At 38.5% G+C, this 23,608-nt stretch carries 18 protein-coding genes; 16 read left to right on the forward strand and 2 right to left on the reverse strand.

Features of this window, described 5'->3' with window-relative positions:
- Window positions 1–111: 111 nt before the first annotated feature.
- Together LQ201_RS14645 and LQ201_RS14650 are read left to right on the forward strand one after the other, a co-directional pair.
- Complete coding sequence (locus LQ201_RS14645; RefSeq protein WP_230143385.1) at window positions 112–966, forward strand: UDP-2,3-diacylglucosamine diphosphatase; 855 nt, start codon at window positions 112–114, stop codon at window positions 964–966.
- Window positions 967–986: 20 nt separating this feature from the next.
- On the forward strand, window positions 987–1,976 hold the full coding sequence (locus tag LQ201_RS14650) for a glycosyltransferase family protein (RefSeq protein ID WP_230143386.1): 990 nt from the start codon (window positions 987–989) through the stop codon (window positions 1,974–1,976).
- A 34-nt stretch (window positions 1,977–2,010) separates the two neighbouring features.
- On the opposite strand, the gene LQ201_RS14655 is transcribed toward LQ201_RS14650, so the two are convergent.
- Together LQ201_RS14655 and LQ201_RS14660 are read right to left on the reverse strand one after the other, a co-directional pair.
- Complete coding sequence (locus LQ201_RS14655; protein WP_230143387.1) at window positions 2,011–2,748, reverse strand: hypothetical protein; 738 nt, start codon at window positions 2,746–2,748, stop codon at window positions 2,011–2,013.
- Window positions 2,748–9,035 (reverse strand): IPT/TIG domain-containing protein, encoded by a 6,288-nt coding sequence (locus LQ201_RS14660; RefSeq protein ID WP_230143388.1) that lies wholly within the window; start codon window positions 9,033–9,035, stop codon window positions 2,748–2,750. Before LQ201_RS14660 ends, LQ201_RS14655 begins: the two co-directional genes overlap by 1 nt.
- Window positions 9,036–9,277: 242 nt before the next feature.
- On the opposite strand from LQ201_RS14660, the gene LQ201_RS14665 reads away from it, so the two are divergent.
- The 14 genes from LQ201_RS14665 to LQ201_RS14730 all read left to right on the forward strand — a co-directional run bounded on the left by LQ201_RS14665 (window position 9,278) and on the right by LQ201_RS14730 (window position 23,482).
- Window positions 9,278–10,213, forward strand: coding sequence for a DUF6427 family protein (locus tag LQ201_RS14665; RefSeq protein ID WP_230146647.1), 936 nt, complete (start codon window positions 9,278–9,280; stop codon window positions 10,211–10,213).
- 155 nt (window positions 10,214–10,368) lie between these two features.
- Window positions 10,369–11,103, forward strand: coding sequence for a type III pantothenate kinase (locus LQ201_RS14670; RefSeq protein WP_230143390.1), 735 nt, complete (start codon window positions 10,369–10,371; stop codon window positions 11,101–11,103).
- Complete coding sequence (locus tag LQ201_RS14675) at window positions 11,084–12,397, forward strand: OmpP1/FadL family transporter (protein ID WP_230146648.1); 1,314 nt, start codon at window positions 11,084–11,086, stop codon at window positions 12,395–12,397. Before LQ201_RS14670 ends, LQ201_RS14675 begins: the two co-directional genes overlap by 20 nt.
- Window positions 12,397–12,969, forward strand: a complete 573-nt coding sequence (locus LQ201_RS14680) for a hypothetical protein (protein WP_230143393.1) — start codon at window positions 12,397–12,399, stop codon at window positions 12,967–12,969. The genes LQ201_RS14675 and LQ201_RS14680 overlap by 1 nt, the downstream gene beginning before the upstream one ends.
- A gap of 240 nt (window positions 12,970–13,209) precedes the next feature.
- Window positions 13,210–15,294, forward strand: a complete 2,085-nt coding sequence (locus LQ201_RS14685; RefSeq protein WP_230143395.1) for a SurA N-terminal domain-containing protein — start codon at window positions 13,210–13,212, stop codon at window positions 15,292–15,294.
- A gap of 66 nt (window positions 15,295–15,360) precedes the next feature.
- Complete coding sequence (locus LQ201_RS14690; RefSeq protein ID WP_230143396.1) at window positions 15,361–15,876, forward strand: DUF2480 family protein; 516 nt, start codon at window positions 15,361–15,363, stop codon at window positions 15,874–15,876.
- Between the two features lie 103 nt (window positions 15,877–15,979).
- Window positions 15,980–16,753: a DUF3108 domain-containing protein gene (locus tag LQ201_RS14695; protein WP_230143465.1), complete on the forward strand. Its 774-nt coding sequence runs from the start codon at window positions 15,980–15,982 to the stop codon at window positions 16,751–16,753.
- Window positions 16,754–16,755: 2 nt separating this feature from the next.
- The gene (locus LQ201_RS14700; protein WP_131029599.1) at window positions 16,756–17,319 is read left to right on the forward strand and encodes a DUF3109 family protein; all 564 of its coding nucleotides are present in this window, start codon (window positions 16,756–16,758) and stop codon (window positions 17,317–17,319) included.
- 244 nt (window positions 17,320–17,563) lie between these two features.
- Window positions 17,564–18,616, forward strand: a complete 1,053-nt coding sequence (rfbB, locus tag LQ201_RS14705) for a dTDP-glucose 4,6-dehydratase (RefSeq protein WP_230143397.1) — start codon at window positions 17,564–17,566, stop codon at window positions 18,614–18,616.
- Complete coding sequence (gene rfbC, locus LQ201_RS14710; protein ID WP_230143398.1) at window positions 18,616–19,164, forward strand: dTDP-4-dehydrorhamnose 3,5-epimerase; 549 nt, start codon at window positions 18,616–18,618, stop codon at window positions 19,162–19,164. The genes rfbB and rfbC overlap by 1 nt, the downstream gene beginning before the upstream one ends.
- On the forward strand, window positions 19,161–20,018 hold the full coding sequence (gene rfbD / locus LQ201_RS14715) for a dTDP-4-dehydrorhamnose reductase (protein ID WP_230143399.1): 858 nt from the start codon (window positions 19,161–19,163) through the stop codon (window positions 20,016–20,018). The genes rfbC and rfbD overlap by 4 nt, the downstream gene beginning before the upstream one ends.
- 72 nt (window positions 20,019–20,090) lie before the next feature.
- Window positions 20,091–20,951: a glucose-1-phosphate thymidylyltransferase RfbA gene (gene rfbA, locus LQ201_RS14720; RefSeq protein WP_230143400.1), complete on the forward strand. Its 861-nt coding sequence runs from the start codon at window positions 20,091–20,093 to the stop codon at window positions 20,949–20,951.
- Between the two features lie 84 nt (window positions 20,952–21,035).
- A complete protein-coding gene (locus tag LQ201_RS14725) occupies window positions 21,036–22,478 on the forward strand; it encodes an MBOAT family protein (RefSeq protein WP_230146649.1) in 1,443 nt (480 codons plus the stop codon).
- A gap of 2 nt (window positions 22,479–22,480) precedes the next feature.
- Window positions 22,481–23,482, forward strand: a complete 1,002-nt coding sequence (locus LQ201_RS14730) for a hypothetical protein (RefSeq protein WP_230143402.1) — start codon at window positions 22,481–22,483, stop codon at window positions 23,480–23,482.
- The last annotated feature ends 126 nt before the right edge of the window (window positions 23,483–23,608 follow it).

Raw genomic sequence — 23,608 nt, forward strand, 5'->3', positions numbered from 1 at the left:
CCCCTTTGAGGTAAAACTCGATGAGGAAGAAGAGTGGTAACACAGCTAATTTATCTCTGAACTGCTTTAATCGAGCGGTAATAACACTCTTCCCCCTAAAATTTCCCGTTTATGGATAAAAGAAATGTCGATGTAGTCGTAATATCCGATGTACATTTAGGTACCTATGGTTGCCATGCAAAAGAACTTCTAAAATATCTTAAGAGCATAAAACCCAAAACACTGATCTTAAATGGCGATATCATCGATATCTGGCAGTTTAGCAAAAGTTATTGGCCCGAATCGCACATGAAGGTAATCCGTAAACTGATGAAATTCGTATCGGAGGGTGTTCAGGTTCACTACCTGACGGGAAATCATGATGAGATGCTCCGCAAATTTGATGGCATGGAAATGGGCACTTTCCATCTCCAGAATAAATTAATTTTAGAGCTGGACGGTAAAAAGGCATGGTTTTTTCATGGTGATGTTTTTGATGTTACCATGCAGCACTCTAAATGGCTGGCTAAACTTGGTGCGGTTGGCTACGATACACTGATCCTCATTAATAGTTTTGTAAACTGGGTACTTACCGCATTTGGGCGGGAGAAGATGAGCTTTTCGAAAAAGATCAAAGCTAAATTTAAAGATGCCGTTAAGTTCATCAATAGTTTTGAGCAAACTGCGGCAGAACTGGCTATCGAAAAAGGTTATCAATATGTAGTTTGTGGTCATATCCACCAGGCCGAGCAACGCGAAATCGCCACAGAAGATGGAAAAGTGCTTTACCTGAACAGTGGCGATTGGGTAGAAAGTTTAACCGCTTTAGAGTATGAAAATAAAAACTGGACGGTTTTTAAGTACGAACATCAACATTTTACGAAGGACGAATTGGATGAAGGAATCCTTTCTGATGCCGAAGATTTAAAAAGTAAACTGGACATAAATATTCTTTTACAGAATATAAAATATGAAATTGCCCAATAATTTTAGATATTCGGGCATAAATGAAGATACTTTACGCAATACAGGGAACAGGTAATGGTCATATCAGTAGGGCAAGGGAAATTATTCCTTTGCTTCAGCAGTATGGCGAATTGGATATTTTAGTAAGTGGAACACAGGCGGATGTAAAACTCAGTCAGCCTGTAAAATATCAATTGCATGGCTTCAGTTTTATCTTTGGAAAAAAAGGTGGTGTAGACCATTTTAAAACATGGCTGAACATGAATCTCTTCCGTTTTAGAAAAGATATGAAGCAGCTGCCACTGAAAGAGTACAACTTAATTGTTAACGATTTTGAACCTGTAAGCGCCTGGGCCTGTAAACTGCAGGGCATAGAATGTGTATCATTGAGCCATCAGGCTGCATTTAAATCTAAAAAAGTACCGCGTCCTAGAACTTTAGATTGGGGGAAACTGATTTTGAGCCGTTATGCACCCACCAAATACCACATTGGCTTTCATTTCGACCGTTACGATACTTTTATCCATACCCCGGTAATCAGGGCAGAGATCCGAAATCTGAAAAGTGAAAATTTAGGACATTATACGGTATATCTTCCAGCCATTGACGATAAACGTTTGGTAAAGCTTTTTACACAGCTTCCTGAGGTTACATGGCAGGTTTTTTCTAAACACAGTAAAGTTGCCTATCAGGAAGGGAATGTTTTTGTAGAACCTGTTAACAATGAAAAATTTAATAAAAGCCTGGCCACCTGCGAAGGCTTGTTTACCGGTGGTGGTTTCGAAGGACCTGCTGAAGCACTTTACCTAAAGAAAAAACTGCTGGTGGCGCCTATGCGTTTCCAGTTTGAACAACAATGTAATGCCTACGCCTTAAAACAGTTTGGTTTGCCTGTAATTTGGGGAAGTACCAGAAACTGGTTGCCGATTATCAAAAACTGGATAGAAAACCCTCAACAGCATGAGTTTAATTTCCCAGATGAAACGGCCCAGATCATTGACGATATGGTGAAGAAATACGCGAGGGTTTAATCATAGGATAATTAGCTAAAAATAGAAAGTTATATTAAAGTACCGTAAACTCATACATGTCTGATTCCGAAGTATAACCGTATGAATCCCTAGATACAATTTTCCAATAGTATTTAACCCCAGAACTTACTGTTGCAGGGTAGGTGTTTGATCCGGATTTAGATAGTATAAGCGCTGGGGTAGTCGTAGTGCCCAGATATATATCGTAATTCACTACGTTTCCATCAGGGTCGTCCGTTCTCCAGGATAGCGTAATTTTGCCAGCTGATGAAGCAATAGATTGTTTTTTTGTTGGAGATATTAGTTCTGCAGGATAAGGGGCATACCTTGTTATTCCTTCGCCCGCATTGTAGAATTTCCATACTTCACTCTCGAATACCTCGCCATTATTGTTCTTTGATTTGGTTTGTACAAACCAGGAGTAAGGCGTATTTCTCTCAAGCGACATTTCGGTTTGGTTAGTGATTAATGGTGTTTGAATAAATGAATTGCCGGTGTTTAAATTTTTAACTGTGATTGTATAACTTTCCACGCTCTGTCCTTCAGTCCATTTAAAGGTTACCTTACTGGCAGTAGACGATTGCACAACGCCAGCATAACAAACCTCGTTTTTGGTGGGAAGCAGCAAGGTTGCCTTGGTAGTTGTTCCGTTTGCAGGAGGAGGCACAACAGGAGGAGCAGGTGGTGTTGGTTCTGGAGCAGGGGGGCTCTTCTTTCCGCAGGCCAAAGCCAAAGTCAACAAAGCTATTCCCAATATTATTTTTATTTTCATTATTTCTTTATAATCTTGGTTTTTAAAATATTCTGTCCGTTTAGTGTTCTCAAAACAAATATTCCGGGAGGAAGCGAAGCCAGATTAAGGCGTAAGTAGCTACCTGAATTCGTTACTACTTTTTCGTACACCTTTTTTCCAGCCTGATCGTACACCTGTATCGTAATGTTTGGCACTTTGGGATCTATTGGTAACTCTATGTTTAATTCGGTTTCGAAAGGGTTAGGGTACGCCTTGATGTTTCCTTCGAGTATGATCTTTTTTTCAATTATACCCTGACAAGCAGTTGCCGTTGATATCTTCAGATCATTGCTTCCTGCCGAAAGCGGTAGTGTAATCTCACCAGTGTTGCTTTGATAAGACTTTCCGTTTAACGAAATGAAATATAAATCCGCCCCTGCCATCATAAGGGTTACGCTTTGGTCGGGATTGATAGTAGAAGAGGTAAGCACTACGTCTTTCGGTTCGGTAATGGCAACAGTAAAACATTTGTTGTAGTTGGCATCATCTTCATGGGTTACGCATACAGTATAACTGCCAGAACCAAGGTTATTAAAGTTTGTACTTTGGGTGAATGTAGTTGTTTTAATCAGGTCGCCATTGGAATAAAGCCTAGCCGTATATTTTAGAGCCTGTACTGCGATTACCTCTATCAAGCCGTCATCATTCTTTTTACACGATTCGTTTACTACTTTTATTTTTAGGTTGGTATTGGGTAAGCTGGCAAGGGCAGTGATCATGATCGGATCAGACCAAATGCCAAAATTATTATAGGTGCTGGATACGGTATAATTGCCGCTTTCGCCAGCCTGGATAGTACCACTGGTTGCCCCGGTTATTAAGATCCCATTACGGTACCATTGGTATTTAACATCATTAATGGTATTTATATTTAACATTACACTAGCTCCCGGCGAAAGTGTAGTAGAGCCACCGGGCACAATAACTACTTTTGGTACGTAAAAGTACCCCTCTTTTTTAGCCGTGCCAATTGGTGTGGTTACTTCAACAAGTCCGGAAGCGGCTTTTCCGATGATGCCGTAAATCTCGTTAGCACTCGTAACACTAAATGATTTCGCTGGTACACCTCCAAACTTTACAGCAGTAGTTCCCGTAAAATCACCTCCCCTAATGGTGAAGGAATAGTTTTCTGACGATATCATTGGCTCTACATAACTGATAAGTGGTTGAGGGATATACTCAAAGTCTTCTGCCGAGCCAATTCCACTCGGGGTAGTAACTGCAATTCTTCCTGATCCTCCATCTCCCAAAGTTGCCGTAATGCTGCTAGAAGAGTTAATTACGAATGATTTAGCTTGGAAATCACCGATTTGTACATGTGTGGCTCCCGTAAAATTACTTCCAGAGATCGTGATGGTCTGATCCAAAGTCGCTTTTTTAGGTGTAAATGAGGTGATCTGTGGGATGGGTTTTCCAATCTGATTGGTGTAAATCCGCATTGGATAACCAGAAAGCAAGATGTCGGGCCTATCGTCCCCGTCCAGATCACCGATCGTTGATGAACCTGCTTCGGTATTCTGATAAGCTGCTTCTGGTTGAAAGGAAATGGTTCCACTACTACTCGAATTCTTGAAAATACCTACTCCCTCGCCAAGAATATCCATTTTGCCATCACCATCCAGATCTGCAATGGTGAAATCGTACCAACGTTCTGCAGTGTTAAAGCTTAAAGTTGGTGATGTAGCAAGCAATCCACCCGTATTCTTAAAAATATCGAACGTATTTAAAACATGATCCCTGGTAACCAAATCTATATTTCCATCGCCATCCAAATCTTCCGCTCGTAGCTGATGGGTAGTTGATGATATTGCAATTCCCGCTACTTTGGTAAAAGAGATATTGCCCGGAAGTGAAGTATTACGCATCTGGGTCATAAAACCACCACCCGAAGAGATCATCACAAGGTCCATTCTGCCGTCATTATCAAGATCGGTTGTAATAAAGCCTGATGGAGAACCCGGACCATAATAATAAAAGGCTTTTTCAAATTTAATCTCTCCGGGTTTACTGATGTTCCTAAGTACTGCGACCTGCTCGGTACCCCTGATCACGATATCTGGTCTTCCATCAAGGTCTATGTCCGAAGTTAAGAAGTAAATACCGCTGGCATTCACTTCTATTTTATCGGCCAGCGAAACCTGTCCGGTGATACTTGTGTTTCTAAAAATCGTTAAACTATTGCTGGTATTGCTATAAAGGGAGTTGTTTAATAAAAAGTCTTGCTTTCCATCCCCATCAAAATCTGCTATAGCTATTTTCTGCGATGCTTGATCGTGTTTAAATGTCTTTACCTGATCAAAGCTAACCGAACCCTTAACCCCTGCATTTCTTAAAATACTGAAGCTAGCATCCTGCTCGGTTACCACATCGAGTATCCCATCCCCGTCAACATCAGTCAGCGAAGCAATGTTAGCATACTGTGTAAATTTCTGTAACTCTGCATAAGCATTTTTATCGAAGCTTGCAGCGGCTCCGGGGTAGGTATTAATGTAGGGCATAGCCGTATAAGCAGTAAGGTTATTTGATGTAACCGAGATATTGGTCTGTTTGCTACCCTTTGGTGCTTCAACAACCAGGCTCAGTGCAGTAGCACTGATTACCTTTGCAGGCACATCGCCAAAGTAAACGACGTTATTTTCGGCAACCGGGTCAAAGTTAAGCCCTGCGATGCTAACCACAGTGCCCGATGGGCCGCTTTTAGGGTTAAAAGAAGTGATTTTCGGGGCAATGCCAAATGAAAAACCAGGTTTGGAGCCCGTACCGATGGATGTGGTTACACTAATGGTACCCGAAGATCCCTTGGCAACCTTGGCCACTATTTCGGTAGGGCTTTTAAGAGTGAAAGATTGTGCATCAATATCTCCAAAACGAACAGTAGCTACACCGCTGAAATTATAGCCAGTAATGGTTACTTCGGTGCCTTCTACAGCTACTGTTGGCGAGAATGAATTTATAAAAGGAGAGGGTGAAATTAGGTTGCGGAGCGTTTTGTATTTGGTTTGAGCCGATGCTCCTCCAATAATATCACTTTTACCATCGCCATCCAGATCTGCGATGCTCAACCCAATGATATCTGTTGATAACACCTGATCTATCCGGTCAGCCAGGCTAATAGATCCGGCATTAGAAGTATTCTTAAAAACACTGATCGTTTTTTCTCTCGAGTTGACGACAATATCGATTTTCCCATCCCCATCAAGATCGGTAATGCCTATTTCTGTAGGAAAGGAACGAGTAGAGTAATCCCTGGCCTCCCTGTTAAAATTGATCTGTCCGGCAATGGAGTTGTTTTTGTAAAAGATAAGCGCGTTATTATCGGCCAATACCGAGATGATATCTAACTTGCCATCATTATCAATATCCCCGCAGTTCATGGTTCTTATATTTTTTTCTAAAAATTCCTTTTTTGCTTCAAAAGCAATCGTTCCTACTGTACTAATATTGCGTAAAATGGCGAACTTACCAGTAAAGAAACTCACGAAACAAAGATCCATTTTACCATCATTATCAAGATCCGCAACCTTAGTACAGCTGCCCTCTGCTGAAACATTTGTTTTATCAAAAAACGAAATGGCACCCACTGATGATGAATTCTTAATTATGGTATTACCGCTGATAATATCTGGCTTGCCATCACTATCGAGGTCGCTGATGATCAAGGATAATACGCTGATGCCGGATATTTTGATTGGAGCGTCAAAGCTTACCCCACCAACGTTCGAAGTATTTCTAAAAACGGATATCTCGCTGTTATCCTGTGCGCCTGCAATCACATCTAGCTTTCCGTCTCCATCCATATCAGCACTCGCCATGTAATGATAAAATCTGCCAATCCCGAAAATTTCGCTGTCCTGAAAATTGATCTGTCCCTGGGTACCATTACCTTTAAGGATGCTAAAGCCCGATTTGCCTAAATTGGTGATATTGGGTATAGCGCAGTCGAGTTTTCCATCGCTGTCAAAATCCCCAATGGCAACGCCATAATTCAGATAAGTTCCATACTCGGTATCGCTTTCTTTAAAGGGAGTGTTTGCAATAACGTTATTTCCTGAAAGTAGAGGAGAAAAGGGTTTAGCCGAATAGGCCGTGAGTTGATGGTAGCTTACTGAAATACTTCCATACCCAGCTCCTACTGGTACGGTTACGCTAAGCTGTGTTGAAGTACTTGAATTAACCACCGCCTTTACCCCTCCAAAGTAGACTATGTTCTCTGCAGGAACCAAACTGAAGTTGTTTCCGTTGATTTTAATCTCTCCTCCAACGGAGGCTAGTTGAGGAGAAAAAGAGGTAATAACGGGTGTAAAATAAAAGGTAAAGCTACCCATTGAAGAAGAACCACCTGCTTTGGATACCATAAGGTTTCCGTTCGCTGATGCTCCGATTACCGCAGTGATTAATGTTGGGGATTTGATTTGAAAGGACTTTACTGGTGTACCGCCTATCGAAACGGCTGTTATTCCCTCAAAGCCGGCTCCATTAATGGTAAGCACTTCGTTAATGGTGCCACTCTTTGGAAAGAAAGATGATATTACCGGCTGAAGAATAAACCCCACTAATTCTGCGCTACCACCGGCTGCGGTTACTGATACTTTTCCTGAGGTTCCGGCACCCACTGTTGCAGTAATGCTTGTGGGAGAGTCTACCCTGAAAGCGCTGGCCAATGTACCACCAAACCGAACCTCTTTTACATTCTCAAAATTACTCCCTGTAATAATGATTTCGCTATTTGGATGAGCTGTAAGTGGATTAAAGGAGGTTATCACTGGTGGGGGTATGAATGTAAAACCGCTTGCCCTGGCTATGCCGTCAGCGGTGAATAGCGAGATGTCGCCGGAGGCCCCATTGGATATGGTTATAACTAACTTGGTTGCTGAGCTAATGACAAAGGAGGAACTGACTCCACCTACGGTTACCTTTGTTACGCCAGAAAAGTTTGTTCCTTCTAAGGTGACCTTTCCTCCAATACTAGCAGATTGAGGCAAAAACGAGCTAATATTTGGAAGAGGCGAAAGGGTAATCTCCTGAGTAGTACTCTCGCTCCGGTTGCCATTATTAACTTCTAACCTAATGATGTCTTTTGTACTCGATGTTCTTGGATAAGAAGCGTTATAAGTAGTAGCAAAGAGGACATCGTTTTTAAACCATTTATAACTGTAGTCTGTTCTGGAGTAGTTTGTAAGGTTTATCGTGCCAGCGGTTGGCAATTTCGATTTATCTACACTAAAAACTGCTTTGGGTATTGGTGTTCCGCCACCATTAGTGGTAGATTCAAGGAGACCATAGCCGCCACCTACTAAAAATTCGTTGCTGTTCCAAAAGTTAAAGGTATAGTGCTGATAGCCCAGGTAAGTAAAAGCCGTCTCTCTTGGTAGCGCTTCCCAAATTTTCCCTCCATTGGTCGTTTTGTATACGTTGTAGGCGCCTCCCAGTCCAAATCCAATATTATCATCCAAGAATTCCATTTTGCTGAAATTAGTCGGATCATATTGAGGATTGTTCTTGAGGGTCCAATTATTACCCGCATCGCTGGTCGAGAAAATGCTTCCGGCGAAATTTACCCAACACTTTGTTGGACTTAGAAAACTCGAACTCTGAACAGAGTTATTGGCCAGGCCATTAGGCACGTTCATCTGGTCCCAATTATTGCCCAGATTGGTAGATCTGAGGATTCCGTTCTGTCCGGTAACGGCTAAAAAAGAGGCGCCGGAAGACTGTATCCGCTTAAAATAGCTATCTATTGCTGTGTAAACAGTAGTCCAGGTTTGTCCCTTATTTGTTGTCTTAAATATGCGGTCCTTGTCAATGGCATAGCCGGTTGAACCGTTTTCAGGAAAAATCATATCCACGATATAGGAAAACTTGGTATCGGATACTTGAGCATGATAAACAAGTTTAAAGGTTGTTCCCCCATCGCTGGAAGATAATATTGAGGGGACCAATCCGTAGTCGCCATAAACGATCAGGTTGTTTTTATCAAATGCAATGGTGCCAGTAAGTGCAAATCCAAATGTCAGATTAGCCTGAAAACCATTAAAATTTACATTGGATGGAGTTATTTCTCTTTTTTGGTAACTGGCCCCGCCATCAGTGGTATAGCCAATCCAGTTCTTGAAGGTAATGTATCCTTCGGATTTACTGTACAGGGAGATTTTACGAAGTTCATTTTCCTCATCAGTATCCTTATATACCTGTTTTAATTGGGAATATGAATTGAATGATAAGACTGAAAAAAAAAGAGATAGGATAAAAAGTAATTTGATATTCACGGAGCAATAATTTTAATAAAAATATAAAAAATAATGGATTATTGATATCCATTACCAAGCTGAAGCTGGATTTGGATATAAACCAACATTTTGTTAGACAGTAGAAGTTTCCCCTTTAACCTTTCGTCTCTCCCCTTTTATCTTTCTTCCCCTACTCTTAAATTATTTTCTTTACTTTGCCTACTCTTAAAAAAGGTATGATTAATCAGTTTAGAAAGCTAAATCCTATTAACCTCGTATTCTTGCTGGCATACACATTCTTTTTGCGTATTGCCATTTTTCATGAAACACACGATAAGCTGAATTTTGATTTTTTGGAACCATTTGCCCGGTTATTGATCAATATAGATTTAGACAATGCCTTTACGCCATATACCAATATTTTTATCGCGGCACTTTTGGTTTATGTACAGGCTTTAATTTTCAATCGAGTTGTAAACAATCATAATTTATTGGCCAAACCCAGTTTCCTGCCAGGGCTGATGTTTATAACAGGAACAAGTTTGTTTATGCCTTTTATGATCCTAAGTCCGGCATTGTTGTGTAACTTTCTGTTGATTTGGATTATAGATAAATTTTTAAAACTGGGTAAAAGTGCGAACTCTATTACCACTGTGTTCGATATCGGGATGATTATTGGGGTAGGAACATTGATCTATTTTCCGTTTATGGCCATGTTGCTTATGATCTTTTTAGCACTATTGCTTTTTAGATCATTTAATTGGCGCGAATGGGTAGCTGGCTTGATTGGCTTTATTACAGTTTTCTTTTTTCTGGCCGTATTTTATTATTGGAATGATAATTTAAGCTCGTTCTATCAGATATGGAAACCATTAGGCAATAAGTTTCCTTCGGTTTTTAAAATTAACTATAACGATTACCTGGTGCTAATCCCGGTAACGGTAATTATCATACTGGCATCACTACAGCTCCGGGAAAATTTCTTCAGGAGTTTTATCAGTACACGGAAAAGTTTTCAGCTGTTGTTTTTCATGTTTATTATTTCTGCAGCAAGTTTTTACCTCAAACCGGATTTCAGGACCTGGCATTTTTTGCTTTGTGTACCGCCAGGATCGGTACTGTTGGCCTATTATTTCAGCAATGCTAAAAAACGTTGGTTTTACGAAACATTGTTCGTTTTATTTGTGCTTTCGATACAGTATTTTCTGTTTGTTTAACCTTTTTTAACAAATAACTAGAGCGAAACTTGACAAAGATTAATAGCTTTGTGCATGATTTTAGAATTAAAGCTTTTTTAGTTTTGATCAAGATAGATAAAAAATGGAGTCATTGGAATTTCTAAGAACATGTTATTTGCAGTGGGAGATTTTAAATGCGTAGACTAAGCATTGATATTGGAAATTCTGCTGTGAAAGTTGCTGTTTTTGCAAATAAGGAAATTATTCACCATCAGCGTTTCAATAAAATTGGGATACTTGATCTGGCTCAATTGATTGAGAAGTTTTCGCCATCGAAATCCATCATCAGTAGTGTTAATCAGGAAGTTGGACCATTAGAAGTATTTTTAAAAAAGCATACTGAGTATATCCGTTTTTCAACCATGTTGACGAACGGCGTACAAAATAGATATAAAACGCCAGTTACTTTAGGATTAGATAGATGGGCTGCTATTTTGGGTGCAAATGGCTTACATCCAACAAACGCAAGTTTAGTGGTTGATGCGGGTACCTGTATTACTTATGATGTTTTAAGTAGCACGAAGGAATATTTTGGCGGAAGTATAAGCCCAGGTATTAAAATGCGTTTTAAGGCTGTACACGAATTTACCGGCCGTTTGCCTTTGGTGGAGTGGGATGCAAATGAGGCTATTGTGGAAGGCACTGATACCCAATCGGCAATCAAGAACGGCGTTTTACAAGGAATAATAAACGAAATTGAAGGCTTTATTGCCCTAAATAATAAAAAAGAAAGTGCTCTGAAGGTAATTATAACGGGGGGTGATGCTAATTTTTTGTATAAACAATTACAAAACAGCATCTTTGCGCCTCAAATTATAAAAGATCCTTACTTAGTATTAAAAGGATTAAATGAAGCTATTGCAGATTAAAATGTACAAAAGAATAAATTATATTGCAGCCATACTCGTTCTAGTTTGTGGTTTAAGTGCTCAGGCACAGGTTACCACTTCATCACCATATTCAAGATATGGACTTGGAAATATAAAGGGCTCTTTGTTGCCCCAGCTTAGAGCAATGGGTGGAATTTCTACCGCAGTAGGTAAAGTAACAGGGTTCAATTACATTAATATGCAAAACCCTGCATCTTATGCCGGAATAACTTTAACCACCATTGATGTGGGAATGAGTGCTGGTTTAACCAATCTTTCGCGAAACAATTTAAGCGAAACAAGTTTCAATTCTACTTTTAGTCATTTGGCATTTGCCGCTCCGGTTACCAAAAGATCGGCCTTGAGTTTTGGTATTTTGCCTTACTCAGATTTGGGTTATTCTTACAGAAACACGACCAAAGTTGATACAACCACTTTAGACCAGCTTTATGAAGGCGAAGGCGGCTTATCAAAGGCTTATATAGGTTATGGTTATCGTTTTGGCGATCATTTAAGAATTGGCGGTAACTTAGAATATATTTTTGGTAACCTCCAAACTACCCGCGCTACCGAATTCCAATCAGTTGGGGCTTATAATGCTAAACTTCAAAATAAAAATAGTGTTGGTGGTATAAATTACTCTTATGGCATCCAGTACGATTTTAATATCGGTAAGAAAACAATTATGACCCTGGGTTATTCTGGAAGCACTTCTGGAAAAATAAATTCGACGCAAACTTCCTTTGCTACGTTCTACACAAGAGATCAAAGCGGTAATGAAAACCCTGCTGCCGATACATTAAACATCGCGAATAACGGGAAATCTAATCTTACCTTGCCATTAACGCATAATTTTGGGATCTCTATCCAGCAGAATGATAAGTGGATGATCGGTGCCGATTTTAGGATGAGTAAATGGTCTGCAACAAGTATCAATAATGTAAATCAAGGTTTGCAAGATAGCTGGGGTGCTTCTTTGGGTGGCCAGTGGACACCAGACGCATTTTCTTACAATAGTTATATGAAACGTGTAGATTACCGTCTTGGTTTTAATTACGATAAAACTTATATCAAAATCGGTAATCAGGATATCAAACAAATGGGTGCATCGTTGGGTTTTGGCTTCCCGTTGCCTACTGCTAACGGTGGTTCAGCATTTTATAAAATCAACTTTACAACCGAGTTCGGACAAAGAGGAACATTAACCGATAATCTTGTTAAAGAGAAGTTTATTAATTTCCACTTAGGCTTTACCTTGAACGATACCTGGTTCCGTAAGTACCGTGTAGACTAATGAATTTAAAGACATTTTTATACGGTCTGTTTCTGGTGTTGCCTTTTTTTCTGGCTTCCTGTGGAGACGACGATCTAAAAAATGCCAATTCAGTCTCACCAAATAAAGTAATCCTGTCCAGGGATCGGACCATTGGTGTCGATATCACTTACAGCGATTCGGCCAGAATTAAGGCTAAAGGTTATGCCCCAATAATGGATAAGGTTACGCCTTCGAACGGAAGCGCTTATCAGGAAATGATTAAGGGCGTAAATATCGATTTTTATAACCCTAACGGAACCATTGATGGAAACCTGGTTTGCGATTACGCCATTAGGAAGGATAATGAGCTTAAAACCGAATTTAGGAAAAATGTAGTCGTAAAAAACAGTAAGGGCGATACTTTCTCTTCACAGGAACTGATCTGGGATGAGTCGAAAAAGATTTTTTATTCCAATCAACGGGTATATGTGAAAGGAGTAGATGGAAGCATAGGCGAAGGCATCAACTTCAAAGCTCCGCAGGATTTTAGTACCTATGAAATGGATAGTGGAAACGGCGAGCTGAACATGAAGGAAGGCGTAGCGCCTTAGTTGCAATGTACAAATGATGGAATGAGTGAATTATTGAATGTTAATGGATTTATTCAAATTATCCTTCGATAGCTCCATCATTCAATCACTCAAAATTCTGTCATTTCAATCATTAAAACAGGGCCTGTATTTGCTTAAAAATTAAACACTTGATAAATAAAATTTTGTGTTTTCTTTTTTGAGGCAAATTTGTATCTTGCGCCCTCTTAAAAAAGAACTAAATAAATTTATAATTACAATATGGGATTAATGACATTTTTGCGTAACCGTGCAGGCTATATTCTAGTTTTTGCCATCGGTTTTGCAATTGTTGCATTTTTAGTAGGTGATGCAATTAACGTGGGTAAACCTTTTTGGGCAGCAGATCAAAAAGTTGTAGGATCAATTGATGGTAAGGATATCAGTATTGATGAATTCGGACCAAAGGTTGATCAGGGTGTAAACCAGATGAAACAACAATATGGCGGCAGTGCAAATGCACAGATGACTGCTATGGCTGTAGATCAGGCATGGAATGCAGAGTTGGCAAAAGTTTTGTTAACTAAAGAGTACGATCGTTTAGGTTTAACAGTTTCTGAAGATGAACTGGTAGATTTATTGCAAGGTCAAAACCCTAGCCCCCTAATTAAACAATATTTCTCTAATCCTCAGACAGGACAGTTAGACCGTGCTACCTTGATGAACTTTCTAAAATCGAAAGAACCTCAGGCTTTGCAGCAATCTAATATGTTACAGGAAGAAATTAAAAACCAGGCCCTGCAGACAAAATATTCTAACCTGATCCGTAATTCGGTTTATGTAACTTCTTTGGAAGCTACTGATGAATATACTAACCGCAATAAACTGGCTAATTTTAAATATGTAAGTTTAGATTATACTTCTATTCCCGATGCTGCTGTTAAATTAACAGACAACGACTACTCAGAATATTATGAGCAGAACAAAGCACGTTTCAACAATCCACAAGAAACACGTGCTTTTGAGTACGTCAGTTTCAGTATCAGTCCAACCAAAGCAGATTCATTGGCAATCAAAGCTCAGGTAGACAAAATTGCTGCTGATTTCCAGGTGGCTAAAAACGATTCACTTTTCGCTGCAATCAATTCAGACGTAAAAGTTCCGTTTACTTATATCACAAAAGGTAAATTGGATCCTGCGGTTGATTCAGCAGTATTCGCTTTACCAGCAGGTAGTTTTTACGGCCCAAAATTAACAGGTAACTCATACAAAATTGTAAAGGTAGTATCTACCCGTATTTCTCCTGATTCAGTAAAAGCAAGCCACATCTTAATCGATCCGGCTAAAGTTGGTGGCGAAGATAAAGCACTTAAGTTAGCTGATTCATTAAACGCATTAATTTTAAAAGGCGCTAATTTTGCAGAACTGGCTAAAAACTATAGTGTAGACGGTTCGAAAGATAAAGGTGGTGAAATGCCAGCTTTTGCCCGTGGCGCTATGGTTCCTGAGTTTGAGAATGCAGCCTTTGATGGAAAGACAGGAGATCTTAAAGTAGTAAAGTCTCAATTTGGCTACCATGTGCTTAAAATCGAAAAACAGATCGGGTCATCTAAAGTAGCTAAATTAGCTTACGTAGAAAAAGCATTAAATGCAAGTAGCAAAACCCAGGCGGCTGCCTACAAAGCAGCAAGCAATTTCTTAACTGAGGTGAAAGGTAACGACTTTAGCAAATTTGCTGCACAAAAAGGATTAAAAGTTACTGTTGCTGATAAGGTTGCATCAACACAAGGATTTGCAGCTGGATTGGATAACCCACGTAAATTAATTCAGGATGCTTACGCAGCAGACAAAGGTGATGTATTACCAGAAATTTATACCATGAGCAATGCTTATGTTGTGGCCCGTTTAACTACAATCAGCCCTAAAGGTATTTTATCATTAGCTGATGTGAAGAAAGAAATTGAGCCAATGGTAATTAATGCAGTCAAAGCAAAACAATTAAAAGAAAAATTGGCCAACGCAGGTAAAGGAAGTATCGACCAGGTTGCAGCTAAAGTTGCACGTCCGGTTAATCCAGTACAGAACGTGGTATTTGCCAATCCGGTAATCCCGGGTGTAGCACAGGAAAATGCTTTAGTAGGAAGCGTTTTTGGTTCACAGCCAGGTAAAGTATCTGCTCCTGTTCAGGGTGAACGTGGTGTTTATGTATTTTCAGTTGATGGATTTACAAATCCTGCACCAATTGCAAATATGTTTAAACAAAAAGAAAGCATGATGTTAAGTTTAGGACAGCGTTCATTAGGATCGGCTTTCCAGGCTTTACAGGAAAATGCCAAGATAAAAGACAATCGTGTGAAATTCTATTAAATAGAAAATACGTAATTTTGTAACCGTTCCGATGATTAGTCGGAACGGTTTTTTTTATTTAAGGCCATGGAAATTCAGGAAAACATTATTAATAAAGTAGCCAATAGCGGTTTAATAACTTTAAATCTCGAAGATTTTTATCATAAAGGTGAAAGAGTGGTTTATGATATTGTAGACAATCTTTTTTCTGGTTTAATACTAAGAGAAAAGGATTTTAGAGAATTTATCAAAAATCACGACTGGGCGCAATATCAGGATAAGAATGTAGCCATTATCTGCTCGGCCGATGCAATTGTACCTACCTGGGCTTATATGCTGCTGGCGAATAGATTAAAACCTTATGCCAATGAAGTAGTATTTGGCGATTTAAATACATTGGAAGCTGTTTTATTTACCAAGGCACTGGCTAAAATTAATCCCCAAGATTATGCCAACGAGCGTGTGGTGGTAAAAGGATGTGGCGATATCGATGTTCCGGTTTCAGCCTATGTTGAGGTAACCAACCTGCTTACGCCAGTAGTTAAAAGCATTATGTTTGGCGAACCCTGCTCTACAGTTCCTGTATATAAAAGAAAAGATTAAATTTTGGTTTGCTTTTTGTATATCTTCATGGGAGAAAGAATTTAACCGCATTTTTTTTAGGAAACAGTTCTTTCCCAACAACACACAAATGAGTACAAAAGCAATGAAGAAATTATTTATAACCGTCACGGCTGGCTTATGCAGTCTTTTGGCAACGGCGCAGCAACTTCCCCTGAAGAAAGAGGCCGTATTTCAGGAAGGTGAAGTTTTGCAATATAAATTAAGGTACGGATTTATAACGGCGGCAGAAGCTACGATTAAGGTAGCCAATTCTGATTTAAAGTTTGATAACAGGCCTACTTATAAACTTACGGTTGATGCGCAGACTTCCGGAACTTTTGATGTGTTTTATAAGATAAGAGATCACTACGATTCGTATATCGATAAAACTGACCTTTTACCTTACTTCTATCAGGAGAATATCCGTGAGGCCAGTTATAGACGCCAGGATAAGGCACGTTTTACGCAGGATGCAAAGAAAGTAGTTTCGAACAGAGGAACTTTTACAACGCCAACTACTCAGACTTTTGATCTGGTTTCGGCTTATTATTTTGCCCGGAGCCTGGATATCAGTAAAATCAAAATTGGTGATAAGTTTAAACTGAACTATTTCTTGGGTGATGAAATCTCAGCCTTAGAGGTTGAATATATAGGAAAAGAAACGATTAAAAGTAAATTGGGGAACATCCGCTGCTTAAAATTTAGTCCATCCATTAAACCGGGAAGGATCTTTAAAAAAGATAGCCGGTTATACCTTTGGGTAACCGATGATGGAAACCGCGTACCGGTAAAGGCCCAGGTAGAGATATTGGTGGGGGCAGTTACGATGGAATTAAAATCGGCCAGTGGCCTGAAATATGCTTTAGCAAAAGAATAATGATGATAGAAGTTGAACAGGTGCTAGTGCACGAGGATGTATTGAAGGAAAACTTTGTTTGTAATTTAAGCAAATGTAAAGGAATCTGTTGTGTAGAAGGCGATTCGGGTGCACCATTGGATAATGACGAAAAAGCCATTTTGGAAGAGATATATCCGAAAATTAAACACCTGTTGAATGAAAAGGGCATTAAAGCTATTGAGGAACAAGGCGTTTATGTAGTTGATGAAGATGGCGATTTAACCACCCCTTGTGTAGATAAAAATAAAGAATGCGCTTACGTGCTTTTTGAGGGTGGTATTACGAAGTGTGCCATTGAAAAAGCGTATGAGCAAGGTATTGTAGATTGGCAGAAGCCGATTTCTTGTCACCTTTATCCTATCCGGATAACGAAATATCCAGAATTCGAAGTGCTAAATTACGACCGCTGGCACATCTGCCACGATGCCTGTACCTTTGGCCGTGAATTAAAGGTTCCAGTTTATAGCTTTTTAAAAGGACCGCTTATCCGTAAATATGGAGAAGAGTGGTATAAAGAATTGGAAAGTTCTGTGGCGGCGATGTAGTTTGTCTTCCTTAAATTTTTCATGGTTATTGGCGCAATAGTAAAGTCAAATGTAAGCGTCATCTATAGTTTCCTTGCGTTTCTCTATTGCAACTGCAAGCTTATCTATTTATGCAGAAGATGCTCATAGAAATTGACTAATTGCTTCTGAATTATTTCGTTCGGTTTTCAGCTTATGTCAAAATTAAGTTGTTTTTTGCCGAAATCTATCTTACTTTAGCAGAATTGAAAATCATATAATAACTGTGAAAAAAATCTTAATCACTGGTGGTGCGGGCTTTATTGGCTCTCATGTAGTTCGCCGTTTTGTTAACAACTATCCTCAATACGAGATCGTAAATTTAGATAAACTTACCTATGCAGGTAATCTGGCTAATTTAACCGATATTGAAAATAAGCCAAATTATAGATTTATAAAGGAAGATATTACCGATGCTAACGCGATGTTCGATCTGTTTAAAACAGAAAACTTCGATGCAGTTATTCACTTAGCCGCAGAGAGCCATGTAGATCGTTCTATTTCTGATCCAACAGCTTTCGTCATTACCAATGTAATTGGCACCGTAAATTTATTAAATGCAGCCCGCGAATATTGGAAAGGTGATTATGACAAAAAACGTTTCTATCATGTAAGTACCGATGAGGTTTATGGCGCCTTAGGTGAAACAGGTATGTTTACCGAAACTACGGCATACGACCCTCATAGTCCTTATTCGGCATCAAAAGCGAGTTCAGATCACTTTGTAAGGGCCTATCACGATACTTATGGCATGGACTGTGTAATTTCTAATTGCTCTAACAACTATGGTTCTCATCATTTCCCTGAGAAATTGATCCCACTGGCCATTAATAATATCAAAAATAACAAACCTGTACCGGTATATGGTAAAGGTGAAAATGTACGCGATTGGTTATGGGTAGAAGACCATGCGAGAGCAATTGATGTAATTTTCCACAATTCGAAAACAGGAGATACGTACAACATTGGTGGACATAATGAGTGGAAAAATATTGATCTGATCAATTTGCTTTGTACAATTATGGATCAAAAATTAGGTCGCGAAGCAGGAGAATCGGCTAAACTGATTACCTATGTAACCGACCGCGCAGGGCACGATTTACGTTATGCCATTGATTCGAGTAAATTACAAAATCAATTAGATTGGGTACCAAGCTTACAATTTGAAGAAGGTTTAGCCAAAACGGTAGACTGGTATTTACAAAACGAAGAATGGTTAAACAACGTAACCTCAGGCAATTATCAGTCTTACTACGAACAACAGTACAGCAGTAAATAATGGAAATTGAACAAACGGGATTAAAAGACTGTCTGATTATTAAGCCAAGGGTGTTCGAAGATCCCAGAGGATATTTTTTTGAAAGTTTTAACCAAAATACATTCGAAGAAAAAACGGGTTTATCAGGCAGGTTTGTTCAGGATAACGAATCTTATTCTTCTTACGGTGTAGTTAGAGGTTTACATGCCCAAACCGGAGAATTTGCGCAAGCCAAATTAGTGCGTGTAACCAAGGGAGAAGTATTGGATGTTGCGGTAGATGTACGTCCAAGCTCACCAACCTATGGTAAACATTTTGCCATACGCTTAAGTGCAGAGAATAAATTACAGCTTTATATACCAAGAGGTTTTATACATGGCTTTTCGGTATTGAGCGAAACGGCAGAATTTTTATATAAATGTGATAATTTTTTTAATAAAGCTTCAGAAACTGGGGTAATTTATAATGATGCGGACCTGAATATTGATTGGTTAATTCCGGAGAAAGATCTGGCGGTATCTGATAAAGATCTACTTTTAAAACCATTTTCAGCTTTAAAGCACATATGAGTAAAATACTAGTAATTGGTGCCGGCGGACAGTTAGGCCAGTGTTTGAAGGTGGTTGCGGAGCGAAGAGCAATTACAGAAATTGTTTTTCCAGCCGAGCAGGATGCAAATATCCTGAATGAGTTTGGTTTGAATGATCTGCTAGCTGCAGAGAAACCTGCTTTTGTGATTAATTGTGCCGCTTATACTGCTGTAGATAAAGCAGAGGATGAAGTTGAGCTGGCTAAAGCCATTAATGAAACAGGTGCAGGATACTTAGCCTCAGCTTGTTTTGTAAATGGGGCAACACTAATACATGTTTCTACCGATTTCGTTTTCGAAGGGAATGAAGTAAAATTACTAAAGGAAGACGACGAGGCTAAACCGATCAATGTTTATGGTGTAACCAAATTAGATGGAGAAAAAGCAGTTGTTTCAACACTGCCTGCTCACTTCATTATCCGCACCAGCTGGTTGTATTCTGAGTATGCCAACAACTTTGCAAAAACCATGCTTAAACTCGGTGCCGAGCGTGATGAACTGAATATCATTGCCGATCAGGTGGGTACACCAACCTATGCCATTGATCTGGCAAATGCCATTTTTGATATTATAAGTTCTTCATCCGCCACTTATGGCGTTTACCATTATAGCAATGAGGGCGTAACCTCATGGTTCGATTTTGCAAATGCGATTTTTGATATCAGCCAAACTAAGGTAAAAGTAAATCCTATTCCAGGTTCTGCTTACCCAACTAAAGCAATCCGGCCAGCATTTTCGGTGATGGATAAATCTAAAATCAAAGAAACATTTAATATTGAAATTCCTTACTGGAGAGATAGTTTGGTAGCGTGTATAAAACAAATTAATAAATAGAAGTAATACAGATGTTGAGATAGAGCCATTCGTCTCAAATCTAATGTCTCAAATCTCAAATCTAATCCTAATATGAAAGGTATAATCTTAGCTGGTGGCAGCGGAACCCGTTTGCACCCTTTAACTTTGGCTTGTAGTAAACAGATGATGCCGGTTTACGATAAGCCGATGATCTATTATCCACTATCGACCTTAATGTTGGCTGGTATAAAAGAAATTCTAATTATTTCTACGCCACACGATCTGCCAAATTTTGAGAAATTATTGGGCGATGGTGCTTCTTTGGGCTGTAAGTTTAGCTATGCTGTACAGGCCGAGCCGAATGGTTTAGCACAGGCTTTTGTGATTGGTGAAGACTTTATAGGTAAAGATAAAGTGGCCTTAGTATTGGGCGACAATATCTTCCATGGTGATGGTATGGCCAAACTCTTACAGGCCAGTGCTGATCCCGATGGCGGTGTGGTATTTGCTTATCAGGTTTCAGATCCTGAACGTTACGGTGTGGTAGAATTTGATGAAAATAAAAAGGCTATTTCGATTGAAGAGAAGCCTGTTAGCCCAAAATCTGATTATGCAGTGCCAGGATTGTATTTTTATGATAATGAGGTTGTCGAGATTGCCAAAAATATTAAACCTTCTCCCCGAGGTGAATATGAGATTACCGATGTAAACCGAATCTATCTGGAACGGGGTAAATTAAAAGTAGGCGTATTGAGCCGCGGTACAGCCTGGTTAGATACAGGAACATTCACCTCATTAATGCAGGCCGGACAATTTGTTCAGATCATAGAAGAAAGACAAGGCTTAAAGATAGGCTGCATTGAAGAAATCGCTTACCGTATGAGCTTTATCGATGCAGGACAGCTTAAGGCTATTGCTACGCCATTGGTTAAAAGTGGCTATGGCAGTTACCTGTTGAAGCAAATTAAATAATTTAATTCCTATGTGAGATTATTGTGGTCTATTGATCCAAAAATGAGCTAAACGTACATATTTTTAAGTTTCAAATTTTATTCGATGCTTTTTAATTCCCTGAGCTTTGCAATATTTTTGCCTGTAGTTTTTATTCTACATTGGTTTTTCTGTAAGAAGAAGCAATCCCAAAATATCCTTCTTTTAGTAGCAAGTTATTTTTTTTATGCTTGTTGGGATTGGAGGTTTTTGTTCTTGCTAGTTTTCTCAACATTATTGGATTACTACACAGGAATCAAGATGGCTGAAACAGATAACAAGGTTAGAAAATTCTGGTTTTGGCTTAGTATAGGTATTAACCTAGGGTTTTTAGCTGTATTTAAATACTTTAATTTTTTTGCTGATTCTTTTGCCGAATCAGTATCCCATTTGGGATACCATGTTAATCCATGGGTACTAACTATTATCCTACCCGTTGGAATTTCCTTTTATACTTTTCATGGTCTTTCCTACGTAATAGACATCTATAAAAAAAGAATTCCCGCTGAGCGAAATTTTGTAGACTATTCTCTTTTCGTTAGTTTTTTCCCCTTACTTGTTGCAGGGCCTATTGAAAGAGCAACTCACCTTTTACCGCAGATAAAGAAAAAAAGGGAATTTGACTATGCAAATGCCATAGATGGTTTAAGGCAGATTTTATGGGGACTATTTAAGAAGGTTGTTATTGCAGACCAATGCGCTAATTATGCTAATTTAATATTTAATAATTCTGAAAATTATTCCGGTAGCACCTTATTGCTTGGAGCTTTATTCTTTACCTTTCAAATATATGGTGATTTTTCAGGCTACTCAGATATAGCACTTGGTACTGCAAGATTATTCGGCGTTGATTTGCTCAAAAACTTTAACTTTCCATATTTCTCCAGAGATATAGCTGAATTTTGGAGACGTTGGCATATCTCTTTATCCTCATGGTTTAAGGATTATTTATATATTCCTTTGGGAGGTAGCAAAGGTGGAACGCTTGTTAAAGTAAGAAATACGTTCATAATATTTTTAGTAAGTGGATTTTGGCATGGAGCTAATTGGACATTCATTGCTTGGGGATTTTTAAATGCACTCTATATAATGCCATCAATTGTTTTCAATAAAAATAGAGTGAACATGGATATTGTTGCACATGGCAAGCGTTACCCAACCCTTAAGGAAGTTTTATCTATAAGCCTCACTTTTTTTCTAACCGTTATCGCTTGGATTTTCTTTAGGTCGCCCAGTATACATTCTGCTTTTGAGTATCTTGTAAAGATATTTTCTAGTTCGCTTTTTACTTTGCCCAAATTTGTCGGGATATCATCGGCATTGGGAGTGCTTTTTGTAACCATGTGTTTTTTTATCATAGAATGGATTGGCAGAGAGCAAAATTATGCTATTGAAAAAATTGGATTAAGTTGGTCTAGGCCTTTAAGGTGGAGTGCTTATTATATTTTAGTATTTGCAATTTTATATTCATCTGGTGGCGAACAGCAGTTTATTTACTTTCAATTCTAACAATGAAATCTTTCTTAAAACAATTATTTATTTTTGCACTTTGTGGATTTGGAGTTATGCTAATATTTATACTAAGCTACTGTATAAATGATCCATTCAAAGTTCTTAAAAAGTATAGCGATTATTCTTATCCTTTTGTCATACCTAACAGAGACTTTATCTCGACAGAAATGCTTGTGAAGAATTATCCTAAGTATCACTATAATTCATTTATTTTTGGCAGCTCAAGAACTTTGGCTTATAGACCAAATTCTTGGGTGAAGAAATTAGATGAAAAGGATAAGGTCTTTATGTTTGATGCATCTGCAGAATCTATATATGGCATATACACTAAGTTAAAGTTTCTTGATTCTAGAAATATCAATATAAAAAATGCCTTAATTATTCTGTGTAGAGATGTTTCTTTTTTAAATAAGACTAATCATCAGGGTCATTTATTTATCAAAGATCCTTTAACTTCTGGAGAGAGTGAATTTGATTTTCAGGCAACTTTTTTTAAAGCCTACCTCAATCCAAAATTTCTTTTTAGTTACTATGTTTATTTGAATACAAAAAAATATAAGCCATTTATGGCAGGCTATATAGAAAATAGAAGGATAAGGTTTGATCCTGTTAATAATGCAATAACAATAATTGATCAAGAAGAGGAAATTACAAATCAGACTAAAAGATACTACGAGGTTAGAAATAAACTATTTTATAAAAGGGACAAAGAACAAGTAGACAGCGTTGTTGAAATTAACAAAGAATTCGATTACATGCTAAATGAAATTAAAAGGATTTTGGTTAAACATAAAACTAATTACAAAATAGTATTGAGCCCCCTTTATGAGCAGATTAAGTTTAATCCAAAAGATTTGAAAAAATTACATAATTTATTTGGAGAAAATGTGTATGATTTTTCTGGGAAAAGTATTTTCTCAGAAAAAGTCACAAATTATTATGAAATAAGTCATTATAGGCCAATAGTGGGCGATAGTATCTTAAATATTATTTATAAATAATTTATTTTAATTTGGGATGGGAGCGATAGCTTATTTTAAATTATTAGCTAGGAGATTATCATTTGGAAAGCAAGCTTTTTACTTGAAATAGCGCTTTTGATAATTATATCTTTGCAAAACCACCAG

It is taken from the genome of Pedobacter sp. Bi126 (assembly GCF_918698245.1).
GTDB lineage: Bacteria > Bacteroidota > Bacteroidia > Sphingobacteriales > Sphingobacteriaceae > Pedobacter.